Consider the following 19,982-nt stretch of genomic DNA (forward strand, 5'->3'; position numbering starts at 1 on the left):
GTCCGGACCTTACTCATCCCTCCGCAGCCACACAGGCTACGGCATTCAGAAAAGGTAGCTAGGTATTACTTCGGACGCTTGGCGCCGTACTTGGAGCGACGCTGCTTGCGATCCTGCACGCCTGCCGTATCCAGGGTGCCACGCACAGTGTGGTAGCGAACACCGGGAAGGTCTTTTACACGACCGCCACGGATCAACACTACGGAGTGCTCCTGCAAGTTATGACCTTCACCACCGATGTAGGAAGATACTTCATAACCATTGGTCAGACGCACACGACACACTTTACGCAGCGCGGAGTTCGGCTTCTTCGGAGTAGTGGTATACACCCGAGTGCAAACGCCGCGACGCTGGGGGCAGCCCTGCAGGGCTACGGAGTCGCTCTTTTCTACCTTGCTTTTGCGCGGCTTGCGCACCAGCTGGTTTACAGTTGCCATGAAACTACTGCCTCACGCTTACAGTTCTGTGACAAAACCGTCAATTTACGGTCCATGCCACCCAATTACCGCCCATGAAACCATGGGGGGCAGCGATTGTAGGGAGCCCCCGGCATCCCGTCAAGGCACCGGAGAATCTCTACTGTTAGCCCCTGGGGGCCAAATGGCACCAGCCACAAGTGACAAGTACCATTATTGGGACAGGAAACGCCCGGATTACTCGTCGGAGGAGCTAAGCGCCTCAGACAGAGCGGCTTCAACCTCATCCATGGTCGGCGCTTCCGGCCCGCGCGCTTCAACACGCTGACGGCGACGATCCATGTGGTAGGCATAGCCAGTACCCGCCGGGATCAGACGACCCACGACCACGTTTTCCTTCAGGCCACGCAGGTCATCTTCCTTGCCGGTTACCGCCGCTTCGGTCAGAACGCGGGTGGTTTCCTGGAAAGACGCCGCAGAGATGAAGGACTCGGTCGCCAATGAAGCCTTGGTGATACCCAACAAAAGGCGCTGGTACTGCGGCAGCATCTTGTCTTCGGCTTTCAAGCGATCGATCTCTTCCATAACGCGAGCATATTCTGCCTGCTCACCCTTGATGAAGTGAGACTCGCCCACTTCCTGGATCTCTACTTTGCGCAACATCTGGCGGATGATCGTTTCAATGTGCTTGTCATTGATCTTCACACCCTGCAGGCGGTAAACCTCCTGCACTTCGTTAACGATGTAACGAGCCAGTTCAGACTCACCTTTCAGGCGCAGGATATCGTGGGGGTTCAGCGGCCCATCAGAAACCACCTCACCCTTCTCAACCCGCTCACCTTCAAAGACGTTAAGCTGACGCCACTTGGGAATCAGTTCTTCGTAGTTGTCATCACTGTTATCCGGAGTGATAACCAGGCGAACCTTGCCTTTTGTTTCTTTACCGAAGGATACGGTACCGGTCTTTTCAGCCAAGATTGCCGCTTCTTTCGGGTTCCGTGCTTCGAACAGGTCGGCCACTCGGGGCAGACCACCGGTGATGTCACGGGTCTTGGAGGATTCCTGCGGAATCCGCGCAATCACGTCCCCCACACCGATGCTGCCACCGTCTTTCAGGCCACACAGCGCACCGCCTGGCAGGAAGTACTGCGCCGGCATATCGGTGTTGGGCATCACAACCGCTTTGCCCTTGCTGTCGACCACACGCACGACAGGACGCATATCCTTGCCTGCGGACGGACGGTTCTGGGAACCGAGCATTTCAATGTTAGTCAGGCCGGTCAGCTCGTCGGTCTGATGGTTTACAGTGATACCTTCTTCCATATCACCGAACTGCACCTTACCTTCCACTTCCGCAATGATCGGGTGTGTGTGCGGATCCCAGGTCGCAACGACCTGACCACCACCAACCTCATCACCTTCATTCACGGTAACGGTGGCACCGTAGGGCAATTTGTAACGCTCACGCTCACGACCCAGCTCATCAGCAACCGCCAGATCAGCAGAACGGGAAACAATTACCAGGCCGTCCTTATGCTGCACGTGCTTGGCGTTATGGAAACGCACCTTACCACCGTGCTTGATCTGGATGCTGGACACCGCAGACGCTCGGCTAGCCGCACCACCAATGTGGAAGGTACGCATGGTCAGCTGGGTACCCGGCTCACCAATGGACTGTGCCGCGATAACACCGACAGCCTCGCCCACATTGACCTGATGGCCACGAGCCAGATCACGACCGTAACAGGTGGCACACACGCCCCAGCGGGTGGCACAGGTAATCGGCGAGCGCACCAGCACTTCGTCCACACCCATGGTTTCCAGCTGCGCAACCCAAACTTCGTCCAGCAAAGTACCGGCCTCAACCGCTACTTCGTCCTGGTTGAGAGGATTCATCACGTCACGGGCAACCACACGACCGAGTACACGCTCGCGCAGCGGTTCCACCACGTCACCACCTTCGATCAGCGGCGTCATCAGCAGGCCCTCTTCGGTGCCACAGTCGATATGGTTGATCACCAAATCCTGTGCCACATCTACCAGACGACGAGTCAGGTAACCGGAGTTCGCTGTTTTCAGTGCGGTATCCGCCAGACCTTTACGAGCACCGTGAGTAGAGATGAAGTACTGGAGTACGTTCAAACCTTCACGGAAGTTACTGGTAATCGGCGTTTCGATAATGGAGCCATCCGGCTTCGCCATCAGACCACGCATACCGGCCAGCTGACGAATCTGAGCTGCGGAACCCCGCGCCCCGGAATCGGCCATCATAAAGATGGAGTTGAATGAGCCCTGCTCTTCGTCCTTACCGTCGCGGTTTTTCACCACTTCGACACGGAGGTTTTCCATCATCGCCTTGGCGATCTGGTCATTGGTGCGGGCCCAGATATCCACGACCTTGTTATAACGCTCGCCGCGAGTCACCAGACCGGAAGCAAACTGCTCCTCAATCTCGCGCACTTCCTCTTCGGCCGCGTCGATCATGGTGTACTTGGCATCCGGAATCACCATGTCTTCCACACCAATGGAAGAACCGGACAGCGTCGCTTCGCGGAAGCCCAGGTACATCAGTTGGTCAGCGAAGATACAGGTCTCTTTGGTGCCGAGAATCCGGTAGCAGGTATTAAGCAACTTGGAGATGGCCTTCTTGGTCATGTTCTGGTTGACCATATCGAAGCCCAGACCGGCCGGCACGATATCCCACAGCTTACAGCGGCCGGGGGTGGTATCGGCGATGAAGGTGCGCTCTTCCACGCCACCTTCCAGGTCTTTCACCACTTCATGCACACGTACTTTAACGCGGGCATGGAGATGCACCTGCTTGTTACCCAGCGCACGCATCACTTCTTTGGTATCCGCAAACACCTGGCCTTCACCCTGTGCATTTACACGGTCACGGCTGATGTAATACAGACCCAGCACCACGTCCTGGGTCGGGCCGATAATAGGCTCGCCGTTGGCGGGGGAAAGGATGTTGTTGGTGGACATCATCAGCGCACGGGCTTCGAGCTGGGCTTCCAGGGTCAGCGGTACGTGTACCGCCATCTGGTCACCATCGAAGTCGGCGTTGAATGCCGCACAAACCAGCGGGTGCAGCTGGATAGCCTTACCTTCAATCAGTACCGGCTCAAACGCCTGAATACCCAGACGGTGAAGGGTCGGCGCCCGGTTCAACATTACCGGGTGTTCGCGAATCACTTCGGCGAGGATATCCCACACCTCAGCTGTTTCGCGCTCGACCATCTTCTTGGCCGCCTTGATGGTGGTCGCCAGACCACGACCTTCCAGCTTGGCAAAGATGAACGGCTTGAACAATTCCAGCGCCATCTTCTTGGGCAGACCACACTCGTGCAGCTTCAGAGTCGGACCTACCACGATCACGGAACGACCGGAGTAATCAACTCGCTTACCCAACAGGTTCTGACGGAAACGGCCCTGCTTACCCTTGATCATGTCAGCCAAGGATTTCAGAGGACGCTTGTTGGAACCGGTAATGGCACGGCCGCGACGGCCGTTATCGAGCAACGCATCCACAGATTCCTGCAGCATACGCTTTTCGTTACGCACGATGATGTCCGGCGCACTCAGGTCCAACAGACGCTTGAGGCGGTTGTTCCGGTTAATCACACGGCGGTACAGATCGTTCAGGTCGGAGGTCGCGAAGCGGCCACCATCCAGTGGTACCAGAGGACGCAGATCCGGCGGCAGGACTGGCAGAACCGTGAGAATCATCCACTCAGGCGCGTTACCAGAATCCTTGAAGGCTTCCATCAGCTTCAAGCGCTTGGACAGCTTCTTCAGCTTGGTATCGGAGTTAGTGGATTCCACTTCCTCGCGCAGGATCTTGATCTCTTCAACCAGATCCAGCTCCATTAGCAGCTGCTGTACAGCCTCGGCACCCATCTTGGCTTCGAATTCGTCACCGAACTCTTCCAGGGAGTCGAAGTATTCTTCATCGGTAAGCAGCTGCCCACGCTCCAGCGTGGTCATGCCCGGCTCGGTCACGACAAAGGATTCGAAGTACAGGACCCGCTCGATATCACGCAGGGTCATGTCCAGCATCAGGCCAATGCGGGACGGCAGTGACTTCAGGAACCAAATGTGAGCCGTGGGGCTGGCCAGCTCGATATGGCCCATACGCTCACGACGCACCTTGGACAGGGTGACTTCAACGCCACACTTCTCACAGATAACGCCACGATGCTTCAAACGCTTGTACTTACCGCACAGGCATTCGTAGTCCTTGATCGGACCAAAGATACGCGCACAAAACAGACCATCACGCTCAGGCTTGAACGTGCGGTAGTTAATGGTCTCAGGCTTTTTTACTTCGCCAAAAGACCAGGAGCGGATCAGATCCGGCGGCGCAAGCGCGATGCGGATCTTGTCGAACTCCGTGACTTGTCCCTGACTTTTGAGCAAATTCAGCAAGTCTTTCAAGGCCAGTCCTCCGTAGTGAGCTTTCGCTCTAGATTCTTTCCTAAACCCGGGTAACAGTGGCGCTGCCGATTAACCGGCAGCGCCCACTGCCTCAGTCGTTTTCCAGCTCGATATTGATACCGAGTGAACGAATTTCCTTCAGCAACACGTTGAAGGATTCCGGCATACCCGGATCCATGCGGTGGTCACCGTCCACGATGTTCTTGTACACGCGGGTACGGCCATTCACATCATCGGATTTCACAGTGAGCATTTCCTGCAAGGTGTAAGCGGCGCCATAGGCTTCCAACGCCCACACTTCCATCTCCCCGAAACGCTGACCACCGAACTGCGCCTTACCACCCAGCGGCTGCTGGGTAACCAGGCTGTAGGAGCCAGTGGAACGTGCATGCATCTTGTCGTCCACCAGGTGGTTCAACTTGAGCATGTACATGTAGCCCACGGTGACCTTGCGATCGAAGGCTTCACCGGTACGACCATCCCACAACTGCACCTGACCGGAACGGTCATGGCCTGCCAGCTCCAGAAGCTCTTTGATCTCGAACTCTTTGGCACCGTCGAATACCGCGGTCGCCATGGGCACACCGCCCACCAGGTTCTTGGCCAAGTCGATGATTTCGTCATCGCTGAAGCTGTCCAGATCTTCCGGAGTGCCACCGGCACCGGCCTGATTGTAGATCTTGTCGAGAAAGACGCGAATGTCTGCAATCTTCTTCTGCTCGGCCAGCATTTCGCCGATCCGCTCACCAAGACCTTTGGCAGCCCAACCCAGGTGGGTCTCAAGAATCTGCCCCACGTTCATACGGGACGGTACACCCAGCGGGTTCAATACCACATCCACCGGCACGCCGTTCTCGTCATGCGGCATATCTTCTTCAGGCATGATTACGGAAATCACACCCTTGTTACCGTGACGGCCGGCCATCTTGTCACCGGGTTGAATACGACGCTTGATTGCCAGGTAAACCTTGACCACTTTCAGGACACCGTGAGCCAGATCATCACCACCGGAGATCTTGGCCTGCTTGTCCTTGTAGCGCTCGTCCTGCTCTTTCTTGTGCTGCTCCAGATACTGCTGGGCACGCTCAAGTTGCTCGGCCACATCATCGTCAGCCGGACGCAGTTCGAACCACTTGTCAGCATCGAGGCCATCCAGGATTTCACCGGTCATCTCAGCACCGCGCTTGAAGCCAGCACCGCCATTGACCTTCTTACCCACCATTACGGTGCGCAGACGCTCAAGAATATCCACCTCGAGAATACGGTACTCGTCCTTCAGATCCTTGCGGAACTGCTCTAGGGCAGCCTGCTCGATCTGACGAGCGCGTTCGTCTTTCTCTACACCGTCACGTGTAAATACCTGAACATCGATGATGGTGCCTTTTACGCCAGAAGATACACGCTGAGAGGTATCTTTAACGTCGGAGGCCTTCTCACCGAAGATGGCACGCAATAGTTTTTCTTCAGGCGTCAGCTGGGTCTCACCTTTTGGCGTTACCTTACCCACCAGAATGTCACCGGCTTCAACTTCTGCACCGATGTAGACAATGCCGGACTCATCCAGTTTGGACAGCGCCGCTTCACCCACATTGGGGATATCAGCGGTAATCTCTTCCGGACCCAACTTGGTATCGCGGGCGATACATGTCAGTTCCTGAATGTGAATGGAAGTGAATCGATCATCCTTCACCACCTTCTCGGAGATCAGGATGGAATCCTCGAAGTTGTAACCATTCCAAGGCATGAACGCCACGCGCATGTTCTGACCCAGGGCCAATTCGCCCATGTCCACAGAAGGACCATCAGCCATGATATCGCGGGCAGCAACCCGATCACCCACTTTCACCAGCGGACGCTGATTGATGCAGGTGTTCTGGTTGGAGCGGGTGTACTTGGTCAGGTTGTAGATATCTACCCCTGCTTCACCCTCGCTCACTTCGCTGTCATTAACCTTAACAATAATACGTGATGCATCGACCTTATCGACGATACCGCCACGGGTCGCAACCACACATACGCCGGAGTCACGGGCAACATGACGCTCGAAACCAGTACCTACCAGCGGCTTGTCCGCACGCAGAGTTGGCACAGCCTGACGCTGCATGTTGGAACCCATCAAGGCACGGTTCGCATCATCGTGCTCGAGGAACGGGATCAGGGACGCCGCAACAGACACCACCTGACGGGGAGAGACATCCATATGAGTAATGGTGTCTCGCTCCATCACGGTAAATTCGTAACGGTGACGCACGGTAACGAAGTCTTCTTCGAAACTGCCGTCTTCGTTCATCTTCGCGTCAATCTGTGCGATTACGCACTCGGCCTCTTCGATCGCAGACAGGTATTCGATATCTTCGCTGACCTTGCCATCAATCACCTTCAGGTACGGCGACTCCAGGAAGCCATACTCATTGGCGCGGGCATAGGTGGCCAGAGAGTTAATCAGACCGATGTTTGGACCTTCAGGGGTTTCGATCGGACACACACGACCGTAGTGGGTCGGGTGAACGTCACGCACCTCAAAGCCGGCACGCTCACGGGTCAGACCACCCGGGCCCAACGCAGAAACCCGACGCTTGTGGGTCACCTCAGACAACGGGTTGTTCTGATCCATGAACTGGGACAGCTGAGAAGAGCCAAAGAACTCTTTCACCGCAGCGGCAACTGGCTTGGAGTTAATCAAATCCTGCGGCATCAAGCCTTCGGATTCTGCCAGGCTCAGGCGCTCTTTGACTGCACGCTCGACACGTACCAGCCCCACACGGAACTGGTTCTCTGCCATTTCACCCACTGAACGCACACGACGGTTACCCAAGTGGTCAATATCATCGACCACACCGTTGCCGTTGCGGATATCGACCAGCGTTCTCAGCACCTCGATAATGTCGGAGGTTTCACCGCCCATCTGCTCAAAGTACTGCTTGCCTTCCTCATCAGAGCGATTGCTGAAGTAGCGACCATCGTAGAGGATGCCCGGGCCTGTTTCGTCTTCACGACCCAGACGACGATTGAACTTCATGCGGCCAACGCCAGACAGATCATAGCGCTCGTCGGTGAAGAACAGGTTCTTGAACAGGTTTTCGGCCGACTCTTTGGTCGGCGGCTCACCGGGACGCATCATGCGATAGATTTCGACCAGCGCCTCAAGCGGAGTGCGGGTCGGATCAGCACGCAAGGTGTCGGCAATGAACGGGCCGTTATCCAAGTCATTCGTGTAAAGCGTTTCAAAGTCGGCAATGCCGGCCTGATCCAGCTTTTCCAGCGTTTCCGCGGTCAGCTCGGTATTACACTCCACCACGACTTCACCGGTATCCTGGTCGACAATCGTCTTCGCCAGGTATTTGCCCTGCAGGTATTCAGCCGGGATTTCCAGGTATTCGATGTTGGCTTTTTCCAACTGGCGAATATGGCGCGCGGTAATACGACGACCACGCTCCACAACGACTTCACCGTCCGCCAGAATTTCGAAGGTTGCGGTTTCACCACGCAAACGCTCCGGCACCAGCTTCATGCGGTAAATGCCGTCTTCCACTGCGATTTCGTTTGTGTCGAAGAACATCTCCAACACTTCGTCAGAGGTATACCCCAACGCACGCAGCAGGATAGTCGCCGGCAGTTTGCGGCGACGGTCGATCCGTACAAAGACCTGGTCTTTGGGATCGAATTCGAAGTCCAGCCAGGAACCACGGTAAGGAATCACCCGGGCAGAATAGAGCAGCTTGCCTGAAGAGTGAGTCTTGCCTTTATCGTGGTCGAAGAACACACCGGGAGACCGGTGCAGCTGAGACACGATTACACGTTCGGTACCATTGATAACGAAGGTACCATTCTCGGTCATCAGGGGAATTTCGCCCATGTAGACCTGTTGTTCACGAATATCCTTGATCGCCCCGGATGATTCACGATCGTAAATCACCAGACGAATACGCACACGCAATGGCGCCGCGTAGGTAGTACCGCGAATGATGCATTCTTTTACATCAAAAACGGGTTTGCCGAACTCGTAGCCGGCATACTCCAGCGCTGCATTTCCTGAATAACTGGCGATCGGGAATACCGATCGGAAAGCGGCTTCCAGACCTTCTTCCAGGCGTTCTTCTGCGCTCTTATCCTGCTGCAGGAATTTACGGTAAGAATCGAGCTGTATCGCCAGGAGATAAGGCACCTCCATAACTTTCGGAAGCTTGCCGAAATCTTTGCGGATCCGCTTTTTCTCAGTGAATGAGTATGCCATCTGCGTTCCTCAGCTGTTGACCTATCACCCTGTGGTGATATTTCTGCATGAAACCCTTCATACAGAAACGACAAAAGGCTGGCAGCCAAAAAGCTGCCAGCCGGCGCCTTTCCGCGAAACCGCGGAAAGACATAGCGCTAATGCGCTTACTTGAGCTCGGCAGCGCCGCCAGCCTCTTCGATCTTTTTCTTGATCTCTTCGGCTTCGTCTTTAGTAGCGCCTTCCTTAACAGGAGCGGGAGCGCTTTCTACCAGCTCTTTGGCTTCTTTCAGACCCAGGCCAGTCACTTCACGGACAGCCTTGATCACGCCAACTTTCTTGTCACCGAAACCGGTCAGAACAACGTCAAACTCGGTTTGCTCTTCAGCGGCAGCAGCTTCACCACCAGCGGCTGCAGGAGCAGCAGCAACAGCAGCAGCGGCGGTAACGCCGAACTTCTCTTCCATGGTCTCGATCAGTTCAACGAGATCCATAACACTCATATCAGCGATAGCGCTGAGGATATCTTCTTTGGAAACGGCCATTTTCAATCTCCTAAATCACCCCGTGGGTGATCCGATTGGATCGGGTAGTTACGCAACCTGAAAAATCAGGCAGCACTCTGTTTCTGGTCCTTGACTGCAGCAACCGTGCGAACAAATTTGCCAGGCACCTCGTTGAGGGTACGAACAAACTTGGCCACCGGGGCCTGCATAACGGACATGAGCTGAGAAATTGCTTCGTCGCGAGTCGGCAACTTGGCGAGGACATCGATATCCTGTGCACCATAAGTTACGCCACCCACGGCCAGAGCTTTTACTTCCAGCGCGTCATGGTCTTTGGCGAAATCCTTGATGAGGCGAGCAGCAGCGCCCGGATCATCCTGGGAAAAAGCCAAAACAGTGGGGCCAACCAGTGCATCGTTCAGACACTCAAATTCTGTGTCTTTCACGGCGAACTTCGCCAACGTGTTCCGTACTACTTTCAGGTACACGCCGGTTTCACGGGCCTTACTACGCAACTCAGTCATCTGAGAAACAGTGAGACCACGATAGTCAGCAACCACAGCAGACAGCGCTTCAGTAGCAATAGCATTAACCGAAGCAACAATCGCTCGTTTGTCCTCCAGATTCAAAGGCATGATGTACCTCCTGGATTCACAAACATTAACCGTCAAAATCGACTGCAATCTGATTTCGAGGCGGTCGCCAGAGCCGGTTTCCCGGCTATTATCGCGGAGCCACAACCTGAACAAATCAGGAAACAACTACCGCGCCTGCGCAGGCGGTTACCCCTTAATTCCGGCGGCTTACTTACCTCATAAAGGCAGACACCAAAACGCACCGGAAACCTGCGGTCTTTGACGCCCCGGCGCCGCTCACTGCAAGAGACGCGCCGCCGGGATCAAAGCCCTTTTGATCCTGTCTTGCGACAGGATCGAAACTTCTTACATCGCCAGAGATGCAGGATCGATGGACAGACCCGGACCCATGGTGGTGGACAAGGTCACTTTCTTGAAGAAAGCCCCTTTAGCGGAAGATGGCTTGGCCTTTTTCAGGTCAGCGATCAACGCTTCCACGTTTTCTTTGATGGCATTGGAGTCGAAACCCACCTGACCGACGGTGCAGTGAATGATACCGCCCTTATCGGTACGGTAACGCACCTGGCCACCCTTGGCGTTTTTCACCGCCTGGGCAACGTCAGGAGTCACGGTGCCAACTTTCGGGTTCGGCATCAAACCGCGCGGACCCAAAATGGTGCCCAGCTTGCCGACAACGCGCATGGCGTCCGGGGAAGCAATCACCACGTCAAAGTCGAGCTCGCCCGCCTGAACCTTCTCGGCCAAGTCGTCAAAACCGACAACGTCCGCACCGGCTTCTTTCGCTTCTTCGGCTTTCGCGCCTTGAGCAAACACGGCAACACGTACCGTTTTGCCGGTACCATGGGGCAGCACAGAAGCACCACGAACGTTTTGGTCGGATTTACGCGGGTCAACACCCAGGTTCACCGCCACGTCCACAGACTCTTTGAATTTCACGGCAGAAAGTTCAGCCAGCAGGGCGACCGCTTCCTCAACCGGGTACAACTTACCCGCTTCAATTTTCTCGCGGATGGCACGGTTACGCTTAGACAGTTTAGCCATTGGTTAACCCTCCACATCCAGGCCCATGGAACGGGCAGAACCCGCGATAGTGCGCACAGCGGCATCCAGATCCGCAGCGGTCAGATCCGGCTCTTTAGCCTTGGCGATCTCTTCCAGCTGCGCACGGGTTACCTTGCCCACTTTCTTGGTGTTCGGCTCACCGGAACCGCTCTTGATGCCAGCAGCTTTCTTCAACAGGTAAGCTGCCGGCGGCGTCTTCATGGTGAAGGTAAAGGAGCGATCGCTGTAAACGGTAATCACGACCGGAACCGGCGCACCGGCATCCAGCTGTTGAGTCTGGGCGTTAAACGCCTTACAGAACTCCATAATGTTTACACCGTGCTGACCCAGAGCGGGACCAACCGGCGGTGACGGATTAGCCTTACCCGCTGCAACCTGCAGCTTGATGTAGGCCTGTACTTTCTTCGCCATTTTAAGACTCCTTGGGTGCAAACGCCGCGCCTATGACGGGCTCCCCTCAGGTTGTCAAAACGCCCCGGCCACCTTTACAGCGACCAGGGCACCCTAATTTATCCACTGTTATCAATCAGGTTTTTTCGACCTGACCGAACTCCAGCTCTACCGGTGTAGACCGACCAAAGATCATCACAGCCACCTGCAAACGGCTTTTCTCGTAATTCACTTCTTCAATCACACCATTGAAGTCAGCAAAGGGCCCGTCATTAACACGCACCACTTCACCAGCCTCAAACAATGTTTTCGGCTTCGGCTTCTCAACCGCATCATCCATGCGACGCAGAATAGCATCAGCCTCTTTCTGGGTAATCGGCGAAACACGACCCGGATTCTTCGGATCCTCACCAATGAAACCCATGACTTTCGGGGTTTCTTTGATCAGGTGCCAGGAGTCATCACACATCTCCATTTGCACCAGAACATAACCTGGAAAGAACTTACGCTCTGACCTGCGCTTTTGGCCGCCCTTGATTTCCACAACTTCTTCTGTGGGCACCAAGATCTCGCCAAAAAGCTCTTCCATAGAACGCAAATTAACGCGCTCCTCAAGAGCACGTTTTACGTATTTCTCGAAACCTGAATAGGCGTGTACTACGTACCAGCGCTTTGCCATGCTTACCCCTTAGCCAATAACCCAGGACATGAGCCCACCGAGAATCCAGTCGAGCACAAACAGCAACAGGGCCACAATCACAACAAAGACCAAAACAATCAGCGTGGTCTGCAAGGTTTCCTGACGCGTCGGCCACACAATCTTGCGCAGCTCGACCAGCGAATCCTTGCGCAACTGGTTGAACGCTTTGCCCTGCTCAGTCTGCAGAGCAACAAACACCGCCACCAGAGAAACAGCAACAACACCGATCGCCCGATACAGGGTCGCCTGGTCGGAGAAATAGCTATTGCCCACTACGGCCGCAGCAACAAACCCCACAACCAACAACCACTTCACCGCCTCAAAGGCGGCAGAGCCGGAACGCGCTTCTGTTTTCTCGCTCATCTGACGATGCACCCCACCACCCGAGTGGCAGTTTTGGGAAAATTGGCAGGCCAGGAGGGACTCGAACCCCCAACAGCCGGTTTTGGAGACCGGTGCTCTACCAATTGAACTACTGGCCTGTAACTCTTTAAACCTGAAACAAAACAGGGTGGCGGGCCTGCCCGCCACCCTTTATCACCGAAAGACTTACTCGGTGATTTTAGCTACCACGCCGGCACCAACGGTACGGCCACCTTCGCGAATCGCGAAGCGCAGGCCGTCTTCCATGGCGATCGGAGCGATCAGCTCAACGTCCATCTGCACGTTATCGCCCGGCATTACCATTTCGGTACCTTCCGGCAGAGTACATGCACCTGTCACGTCAGTCGTACGGAAGTAGAACTGCGGACGGTAGCCGTTGAAGAACGGAGTGTGACGACCACCTTCGTCTTTGCTCAGGACATAAACCTCAGCAACGAACTTGGTGTGCGGCTTGATGGAGCCCGGCTTGGCCAGTACCTGGCCACGCTCAACTTCATCACGCTTGGTACCACGCAGCAGAACACCAACGTTCTCACCAGCGCGACCTTCGTCCAGCAGCTTGCGGAACATCTCAACACCGGTACAGGTGGTCTTGGTGGTATCGTGGATACCCACGATTTCCAGCTCTTCACCCACCTTGATGATGCCACGCTCTACACGGCCAGTTACCACAGTACCGCGACCAGAGATGGAGAATACGTCTTCGATCGGCATCAGGAACGGCTGATCAACGGCACGCTCCGGCTCCGGAATGTATTCGTCCAGGCACTCAACCAGTTTCTGCACGGCAGGCATACCGATTTCGCTGGTATCACCTTCCAGTGCTTTCAGGGCTGAACCCTTGATGATCGGAGTATCGTCACCCGGGAAGTCGTAGTCGCTCAGCAGCTCACGCACTTCCATTTCTACCAGCTCGAGCAGCTCTTCATCGTCAACCATGTCCGCTTTGTTCAGGAACACAACGATGAAAGGTACGCCAACCTGACGGGACAGCAGGATGTGCTCGCGAGTCTGCGGCATGGGGCCGTCAGCTGCGGAACATACCAGGATTGCGCCGTCCATCTGCGCGGCACCGGTGATCATGTTTTTCACATAATCAGCGTGACCGGGGCAGTCTACGTGGGCGTAGTGACGAGTCGGAGAATCGTACTCTACGTGTGAGGTCGCGATGGTAATACCACGCTCACGCTCTTCCGGGGCATTATCAATACCATCGAAAGCAATGGCGCTACCGCCCCATACTTCTGCACATACGCGTGTCAGCGCGGCAGTCAGGGTGGTTTTACCATGGTCAACGTGACCAATGGTGCCTACGTTTACGTGCGGTTTATTACGTTCAAACTTTTCCTTTGCCACGACTCTTCACCTCTTAACTTGGCTGTGCTTTCTCGCCATATGGCGCGCATACACCCGATAAAGTCACATTTAAGGACTGCAGCTCATTCGCGCAGACCACCTTGGCACCATCAAGACACATGAAGCCGGACCCAGGATATACCCGGGCCCGGAAATTGGAGCTCATGACCGGATTTGAACCGGTGACCTCACCCTTACCAAGGGTGTGCTCTACCTACTGAGCTACATGAGCATAACCTTCATGCCACCTTAGCGGCGACCAAACCTCTCCGGATTGGAGCGGGTAGCGGGAATCGAACCCGCATCATCAGCTTGGAAGGCTGAGGTTCTACCTTTGAACTATACCCGCTAACCTTGTTTTGCCTTCCAGCAATCCGGCTTTTGATTTCGCTGCGCCGCTCATGCTGCGTGGCGAAATCAACTTATCTGGTGGAGGGGGGAGGATTCGAACCTCCGAAGCTTTCGCGTCAGATTTACAGTCTGATCCCTTTGGCCACTCGGGAACCCCTCCAGAAAAGGGCCTACATTCTCTTTACGCTTCAACAACTTGTCAACTTGTTTTCAAGTAGTTACCAAGCGTTTAAAAATTGGAGCTGGCGAGAGGAGTCGAACCCCCGACCGGCTGATTACAAATCAGCTGCTCTACCAACTGAGCTACGCCAGCTCACAAGGGTTGCGAATTCTATAGAAAGGTATGGGGGGACGCAATCCACTTAGACATCAAACGCCTAATAATTGCGCACTCAATCAGTAGCAAGAAACCTTGTCGGTACCAAGCGACTGATTTCCTTCGAGAAACACCTTCAAGTCGGCATTTTCTTCAGGCCTTGTGTCAGCCAGGTAAACCCAATATTCGGTCACATCTCGGGCCGTTTCACGGACAAACGCCGGATAGCCTGCATTCTGCATCTTCAATCGCAGCCCTTCTGCAGACTCAGAACTGGAGAAGTACCCCAGCGAAATGGCATTGGCGTCCCCTCCCTCCTTGACGATAAAGCTGTCCACACCGTGATCCTGCAATTCTCTCAGCACCCGCAGTGCTCGCTCTCTATCCTCATAAGGAGGCAAATAAACCCAGTTAAGGCGGTCTTTTTGCACGCTCAACCCCCGCACCCGCCCCGGCAGCCCAATAGCGTTGAGCTGCACTGCGCCAGCCTCTGCCTGTTCACGGCTTTCCCATGGCCCCACCACCGGACACAAGCTCCCACCGGACACGCTCGCTGCCGGCACACTCTGCGGCTGAGGACTATCCGCAAGTAACTGCAAGCGCTCGCCGCCCGCCGCAGCCTGAGACACCCGCAAGCGCAACGAAGGAGGCTCAGGGGCCAACGACTTAGTTAACTGAACCCCCACGTAGACCAGATTGATTACCAGCAAACTGTAGAATATCCACCGCACAGGTGTTCCCCCATTATTTATTGTTGTCGTGCCGCCACTCGCTCCAGCCCATCCAGGACCAGATCCGGTGCGTGCTGAAAGGCAAACGGAAACGATCCAATCAATTCCGGCGCATCGCCGCCCGTGACGAGCACTTTGCTAGTATCATCAAGCACTTGGCGCAGTTCAACCACCACCTCCGTGACAAAGGCCACAGACATGCGCAAGAGTCCGTTATGGACACATTCGCCGGTAGACTGCCCGAGCTGCAGCCGTGCCGTTCCCGGCTCAATATGTACATCGGAGGTATCGCGCAGCAAGGCGCCGCGCAACATGCCAAGCCCTGGCACAATGTACCCACCCAGAAAGTCGCCACGCCCATCTACAGCATCGATGGTCAACGCACTGCCGCAATCGACAATGATTGACGCCCCGTAGCGCTGAAAGCCTTCAATCATCGCAACCCAGCGATCGACGCCCAGCTTTCTCGGATCCGGATAACAGCTACGCACCCCAAAATCAGACTGGCAGGAATAATAAAACCGGGGCAGGCAGCCAGTAAGATCCGCAAGACAAGAGGCAATCACTGCATCAGCCTCCGGTCCGGCGACAGACGCGATCCATATTTCATCAGGTGACCGCCCCGCTCCCACCAACATGACATCCACCACTCGCGACCATTCGCGCTCATGGCGGCAGCCACCCTGATGCACCGTTGCGCCGTCGCAGTAACGCCACTTCATGGCGGTATTGCCCACATCAACAAACAGCTTCATTGGATTCTCAAACTCACTTCTCCGCCGTACAGGGAGCGCAGCCCATCTTTTGTTTTCAGCAATAGCGCCCCATCAGAGGCCACCCCAGCAGCAACACCAACGAGCTCCTGATCCACGGCCCTGACAACCACATTCTTGCCGGATACCGCATCAAGCTGAGCGAACGAGTCCGCAAACGCGTCAAATCCATCGCTCTCGAAAAGCGGCAACATACCCAGTAACCGGGCAATCACCAGGCTGGTGAGATCCGTGCGCGATGGCATCTGCGGTAATACAGCCGCCAAATCGACCCAGCGCTGATCAATGGCATCAGCCTGGCCCGCCGTCATCCGGCCATTGAGCCCCACGCCGATAACCACATCTACACGCCCATCCATCTCGCCCGCAAGCTCGATCAACACACCACCAATCTTGGCGCCATCAACCAAAAGGTCATTGGGCCATTTGAGCGCAATTGGCAGGGCGGGCTCAAGCTCGCGCAATGCCTCGGCAACAGCCACACCAACAGCTAAACTCAACCCACCCAACGCGGCAAAGCCACCACGTAACGTGAACCGAATGGAAACATAGAGATTCGCGGCGAACGGAGATTGCCAGGCCCGGCCGCGGCGACCGCGACCAGCCAACTGGCATTCGGTGACAAACACTTGGGGACGGGAGACAGGCCCCTCAAATGCAAGGGCATCCGCATTGGTGGAGCCGGTGACCCACTGATAGTGGAGGTCCGCAGCCCCGCCCAAGCGGCGCTGCACAATATCCGAGTCGATCAACTCCAGCGGCTGGGCCAGCCGGTAACCTTTGCCCTTCACGGATTCCAGAGTGAGGCCAAAATCTGCCAAGCGCTGGACACGCTTCCAGACCCCGGCCCGGGAAATACCCAACACATCCCCAAGCTCTGAACCTGAACGAAAATTTCCGTCGGCGAGAAGACGGACCAATGACTGGTCCGCCTCTTTCATCGCGCTCAAGCCTCCCAAACAACCCCGCGCGTCTTGGACCACTGAACAATATCATCGCCGTAACGCTTTTCGATTTCGTTGCGCTTCAGCTTCAGTGTCGGGGTGATCAGGTTATTCTCGACATTCCAGGCATCCTTGCACACGATCAAGGTCGTCATACGCTCGTGAGGATCCAGCACTTCATTTACTCGAGCGAGAAGCTTCTCCAGCTCCTTGGTGAAGTGCTCTTTCTCACTGCCTTTGCTCAAACGCTCCTGCTCTTCCGGAGTAATGTTAAGCAAGGCAACCGGCTGCCCCATTCCTTGCCCGACCACACAGGCCAACTCGAGACCCGGCATCGTCGACAGACGGTTCTCAATCGGCGCCGGCGCGACATACTTGCCTTTTTCAGTTTTAAAAATCTCTTTCACGCGACCAGTGATGCGCAAGCGACCCTTACCGTCAACCTCACCCACATCACCCGTGCGCAACCAACCGCCTTCGGTCAGATCTTCCGCTGTCTTTTCTGGCTGCTTGTAGTAACCCTTCATATTACCCAAGCTGCGCACCAGGATTTCGCCACTCTCGCCAATACGGCATTCCACACCATCATTCGGCGTCCCAACCCAACCGATTTGCTGGTCACCCACTTCCGTGGTGTGAGACCAAGCCAAGTTTTCGGTCATACCGTAGACTTCGAGAATTTCCAGATCCAGTTTCTTAAACCAGGTAATAATTTCCGGTGACAACGCAGCAGCTCCGGACAGCGCAATGCGGCATTCATCCAGGCCCATGGCACCAAGCACTTTTTTCTTGATGATCTTGTTGAGGAAAGGAACCTTAAGCAACCGATTGAGTTTCTTCGGTGGCACGGCCTCAGAGGCCTTCTGGTAAAACTTGGACCAGATACGCGGCACCGCAAAAAATATGGTTGGCTGTGCCCGCTTGATATCTTCGCCAAAGGTATCCAGAGACTCGGCAAAAAAGATTTTATTACCGACATACAGCACGGCGATTTCGACTGCCACGCGCTCAGCCACATGAGACAGAGGCAAATAAGAAATCATACGCTCGTCGGGCTTAAGATCGTACACCTTGATCATCTTCTCACCGACAGTGGAAAGACTCGCAAAGTCGTGCATCACGCCCTTTGGCATCCCGGTGGTGCCAGAGGTATAAACGATGGTTGCCAGATCGCTGAGATCCGGCACATTCACATCCGCCAACGGCGCCGTATCACGAATAATGTCCGGCCATTTCGGGAACGCCTGCAGGGCATCTTCAGGCGCCAGGCTCAATGCGATTTGTGCGACCCCTTCTGGCACACCGGCCTTCATCATGTCCCAGTCGTCAAGCTTGCCAACAAAGAGGAACTTGGACTCACTGTGCTCCATGATCTGACGCACCGTCTCGGCCACCAGCGTCGGGTAAAGGGGAACACTGACGCCACCGGCCATCCAGATTGCCACGTCAGTGATAATCCATTCCGCACAGTTCTTGGACACCAACGCAACGTGATCGCCTTTCTGCATCCCCTGGGACTGCAGGTAGGCAGCAATTTTACGCGCCTCTTCATCCACTTGCTTCCACGTATACTCACGCAGCTTACCGCCACCCAGGGGCTGAACAAACGCCACTGCATCACCGTGCTGTGAGCAGCGCTGAGCCAGCGCTTGCAATGGAGTTAGCGCACTTTTTTCTGTTGTCATAATCTTCAACCTTTCCCGAGTCCAAAATTCAAAGAAACAGACTGCTCAATGGCAAACCGGTGCGGACCGAACCTGCGGATTCTGTTAGCGATGGCCGGGCAGATGAAACATCTTCCCGGCAAGCCACCAGCCAAACGCTGTCAAGCAGATCACTTCCGCTACCAAGCCAAAGCAGCAAGGCTCAACCATACCACTTTCGCTCCCAGCAATGGAGCCTTTCCAAGCTACCGAACGAACGGTAAACGCTTGTTTACCTTAGGGATACCCAATGGCACAGCAACAAGAATAAAGACAGAAAGCCCCCGAATAAAGCGTGTTTAAAGCAAAACATTTATTAACTCGATGTGAACTAAATTCAGAGAGCTGATCCCGAATTGCGCACTGTCTACGCTTTAGCTCTAACGCAGAACAGATAAAGAAGGAAAACTTATTCAAATTAAAATCGCTTACACAATAAAAAAGAGCATCTTATGAATAAGCAGAGGGTTGCGACTTAGGGCCCGAACCTAAAACCATACATACTGCATCATAGCGAAAGGCCGTCGCCCTAACGCTGCCTCGAACTGACACACTCAGAAGAAACGATCAGCGGCGGGTCTTTTTGGCAAGGGTATTACAGGGAGGGTGTGGGGGCCTAGCAGTGCCTGGTGGTGACACAGAGCACGATTCTGCCCAGCCCGAACGCAAAAAAACCCCGACGCTTGCGCGACGAGGGTTCTTTGTTTCTTTAAGAGCCTGACGATGACCTACAGTGTGTGACGAGCATGCTCGTCATCCCTGCGGGACGCCTTCGGCGCACCAAGCTTGCTCCTGCGGAGCACTGCTTGTCACATGGTGGCCTTGCCGCAAGGTAGGGAAAATTAATTACCGTATCCACGTGCTTCGCTTGCGAAGCCGAACAGCCGTTTTTCAGGCTGGCCCGAAGGGTGAGCGCAGCGAATCAAATACAAAAAAAGCCCCCTAGCGCATTATGCTAGGGGGCTTTTTTTGTATTTAAGAGCCTGACGATGACCTACTCTCACATGGGGAAACCCCACACTACCATCGGCGATATGTCGTTTCACTTCTGAGTTCGGCATGGGATCAGGTGGTTCCAACATTCTATGGTCGTCAGGCAAA

General features: G+C 55.0%; 14 protein-coding genes, 5 tRNA genes and 1 rRNA gene. All 20 read right to left on the reverse strand.

The window, feature by feature from the left end; all coding sequences use genetic code 11:
• Positions 1 to 65: 65 nt before the first annotated feature.
• Entirely contained in the window at positions 66 to 437 is a 372-nt protein-coding gene (gene rpsL, locus ABNH18_RS03840; RefSeq protein ID WP_011587675.1) for a 30S ribosomal protein S12, read from the reverse strand.
• A gap of 216 nt (positions 438 to 653) precedes the next feature.
• A complete protein-coding gene (rpoC, locus tag ABNH18_RS03845) occupies positions 654 to 4,856 on the reverse strand; it encodes a DNA-directed RNA polymerase subunit beta' (RefSeq protein ID WP_349381537.1) in 4,203 nt (1,400 codons plus the stop codon).
• A gap of 91 nt (positions 4,857 to 4,947) precedes the next feature.
• Entirely contained in the window at positions 4,948 to 9,090 is a 4,143-nt protein-coding gene (gene rpoB / locus ABNH18_RS03850; RefSeq protein WP_349381538.1) for a DNA-directed RNA polymerase subunit beta, read from the reverse strand.
• 146 nt (positions 9,091 to 9,236) lie between these two features.
• Positions 9,237 to 9,614, reverse strand: coding sequence for a 50S ribosomal protein L7/L12 (gene rplL / locus ABNH18_RS03855; protein WP_349381539.1), 378 nt, complete (start codon positions 9,612 to 9,614; stop codon positions 9,237 to 9,239).
• 65 nt (positions 9,615 to 9,679) lie between these two features.
• Positions 9,680 to 10,210, reverse strand: coding sequence for a 50S ribosomal protein L10 (gene rplJ / locus ABNH18_RS03860; protein ID WP_349381540.1), 531 nt, complete (start codon positions 10,208 to 10,210; stop codon positions 9,680 to 9,682).
• Between the two features lie 306 nt (positions 10,211 to 10,516).
• Positions 10,517 to 11,212: a 50S ribosomal protein L1 gene (rplA, locus tag ABNH18_RS03865; RefSeq protein ID WP_349381541.1), complete on the reverse strand. Its 696-nt coding sequence runs from the start codon at positions 11,210 to 11,212 to the stop codon at positions 10,517 to 10,519.
• A gap of 3 nt (positions 11,213 to 11,215) precedes the next feature.
• On the reverse strand, positions 11,216 to 11,644 hold the full coding sequence (rplK, locus tag ABNH18_RS03870) for a 50S ribosomal protein L11 (protein ID WP_349381542.1): 429 nt from the start codon (positions 11,642 to 11,644) through the stop codon (positions 11,216 to 11,218).
• Positions 11,645 to 11,759: 115 nt separating this feature from the next.
• Entirely contained in the window at positions 11,760 to 12,302 is a 543-nt protein-coding gene (nusG, locus tag ABNH18_RS03875; RefSeq protein ID WP_349381543.1) for a transcription termination/antitermination protein NusG, read from the reverse strand.
• A gap of 9 nt (positions 12,303 to 12,311) precedes the next feature.
• Positions 12,312 to 12,686: a preprotein translocase subunit SecE gene (secE, locus tag ABNH18_RS03880; protein WP_349381544.1), complete on the reverse strand. Its 375-nt coding sequence runs from the start codon at positions 12,684 to 12,686 to the stop codon at positions 12,312 to 12,314.
• A gap of 43 nt (positions 12,687 to 12,729) precedes the next feature.
• Positions 12,730 to 12,805: transfer RNA gene (locus ABNH18_RS03885), tRNA-Trp, on the reverse strand.
• Between the two features lie 67 nt (positions 12,806 to 12,872).
• Positions 12,873 to 14,063, reverse strand: coding sequence for an elongation factor Tu (gene tuf / locus ABNH18_RS03890; protein WP_007151164.1), 1,191 nt, complete (start codon positions 14,061 to 14,063; stop codon positions 12,873 to 12,875).
• Between the two features lie 156 nt (positions 14,064 to 14,219).
• Positions 14,220 to 14,295: transfer RNA gene (locus tag ABNH18_RS03895), tRNA-Thr, on the reverse strand.
• Positions 14,296 to 14,338: 43 nt separating this feature from the next.
• Positions 14,339 to 14,412, reverse strand: a tRNA-Gly gene (locus ABNH18_RS03900).
• Positions 14,413 to 14,490: 78 nt separating this feature from the next.
• Positions 14,491 to 14,574, reverse strand: a tRNA-Tyr gene (locus ABNH18_RS03905).
• Between the two features lie 77 nt (positions 14,575 to 14,651).
• A tRNA-Thr gene (locus ABNH18_RS03910) sits at positions 14,652 to 14,727 on the reverse strand.
• 83 nt (positions 14,728 to 14,810) lie between these two features.
• The gene (locus ABNH18_RS03915) at positions 14,811 to 15,461 is read right to left on the reverse strand and encodes an SPOR domain-containing protein (RefSeq protein WP_349381545.1); all 651 of its coding nucleotides are present in this window, start codon (positions 15,459 to 15,461) and stop codon (positions 14,811 to 14,813) included.
• Positions 15,462 to 15,478: 17 nt separating this feature from the next.
• Entirely contained in the window at positions 15,479 to 16,216 is a 738-nt protein-coding gene (locus tag ABNH18_RS03920; RefSeq protein ID WP_349381546.1) for a type III pantothenate kinase, read from the reverse strand.
• Positions 16,213 to 17,175, reverse strand: coding sequence for a biotin--[acetyl-CoA-carboxylase] ligase (locus tag ABNH18_RS03925; RefSeq protein WP_349381547.1), 963 nt, complete (start codon positions 17,173 to 17,175; stop codon positions 16,213 to 16,215). The genes ABNH18_RS03920 and ABNH18_RS03925 overlap by 4 nt, the downstream gene beginning before the upstream one ends.
• 5 nt (positions 17,176 to 17,180) lie before the next feature.
• Entirely contained in the window at positions 17,181 to 18,863 is a 1,683-nt protein-coding gene (locus tag ABNH18_RS03930) for an AMP-binding protein (RefSeq protein WP_349381548.1), read from the reverse strand.
• Between the two features lie 999 nt (positions 18,864 to 19,862).
• Positions 19,863 to 19,978: ribosomal RNA gene (gene rrf, locus ABNH18_RS03935) — 5S ribosomal RNA — on the reverse strand.
• Positions 19,979 to 19,982: the final 4 nt, after the last annotated feature.

Source organism: Alcanivorax sp., assembly GCF_040118815.1.
Taxonomy (GTDB): domain Bacteria; phylum Pseudomonadota; class Gammaproteobacteria; order Pseudomonadales; family Alcanivoracaceae; genus Alcanivorax.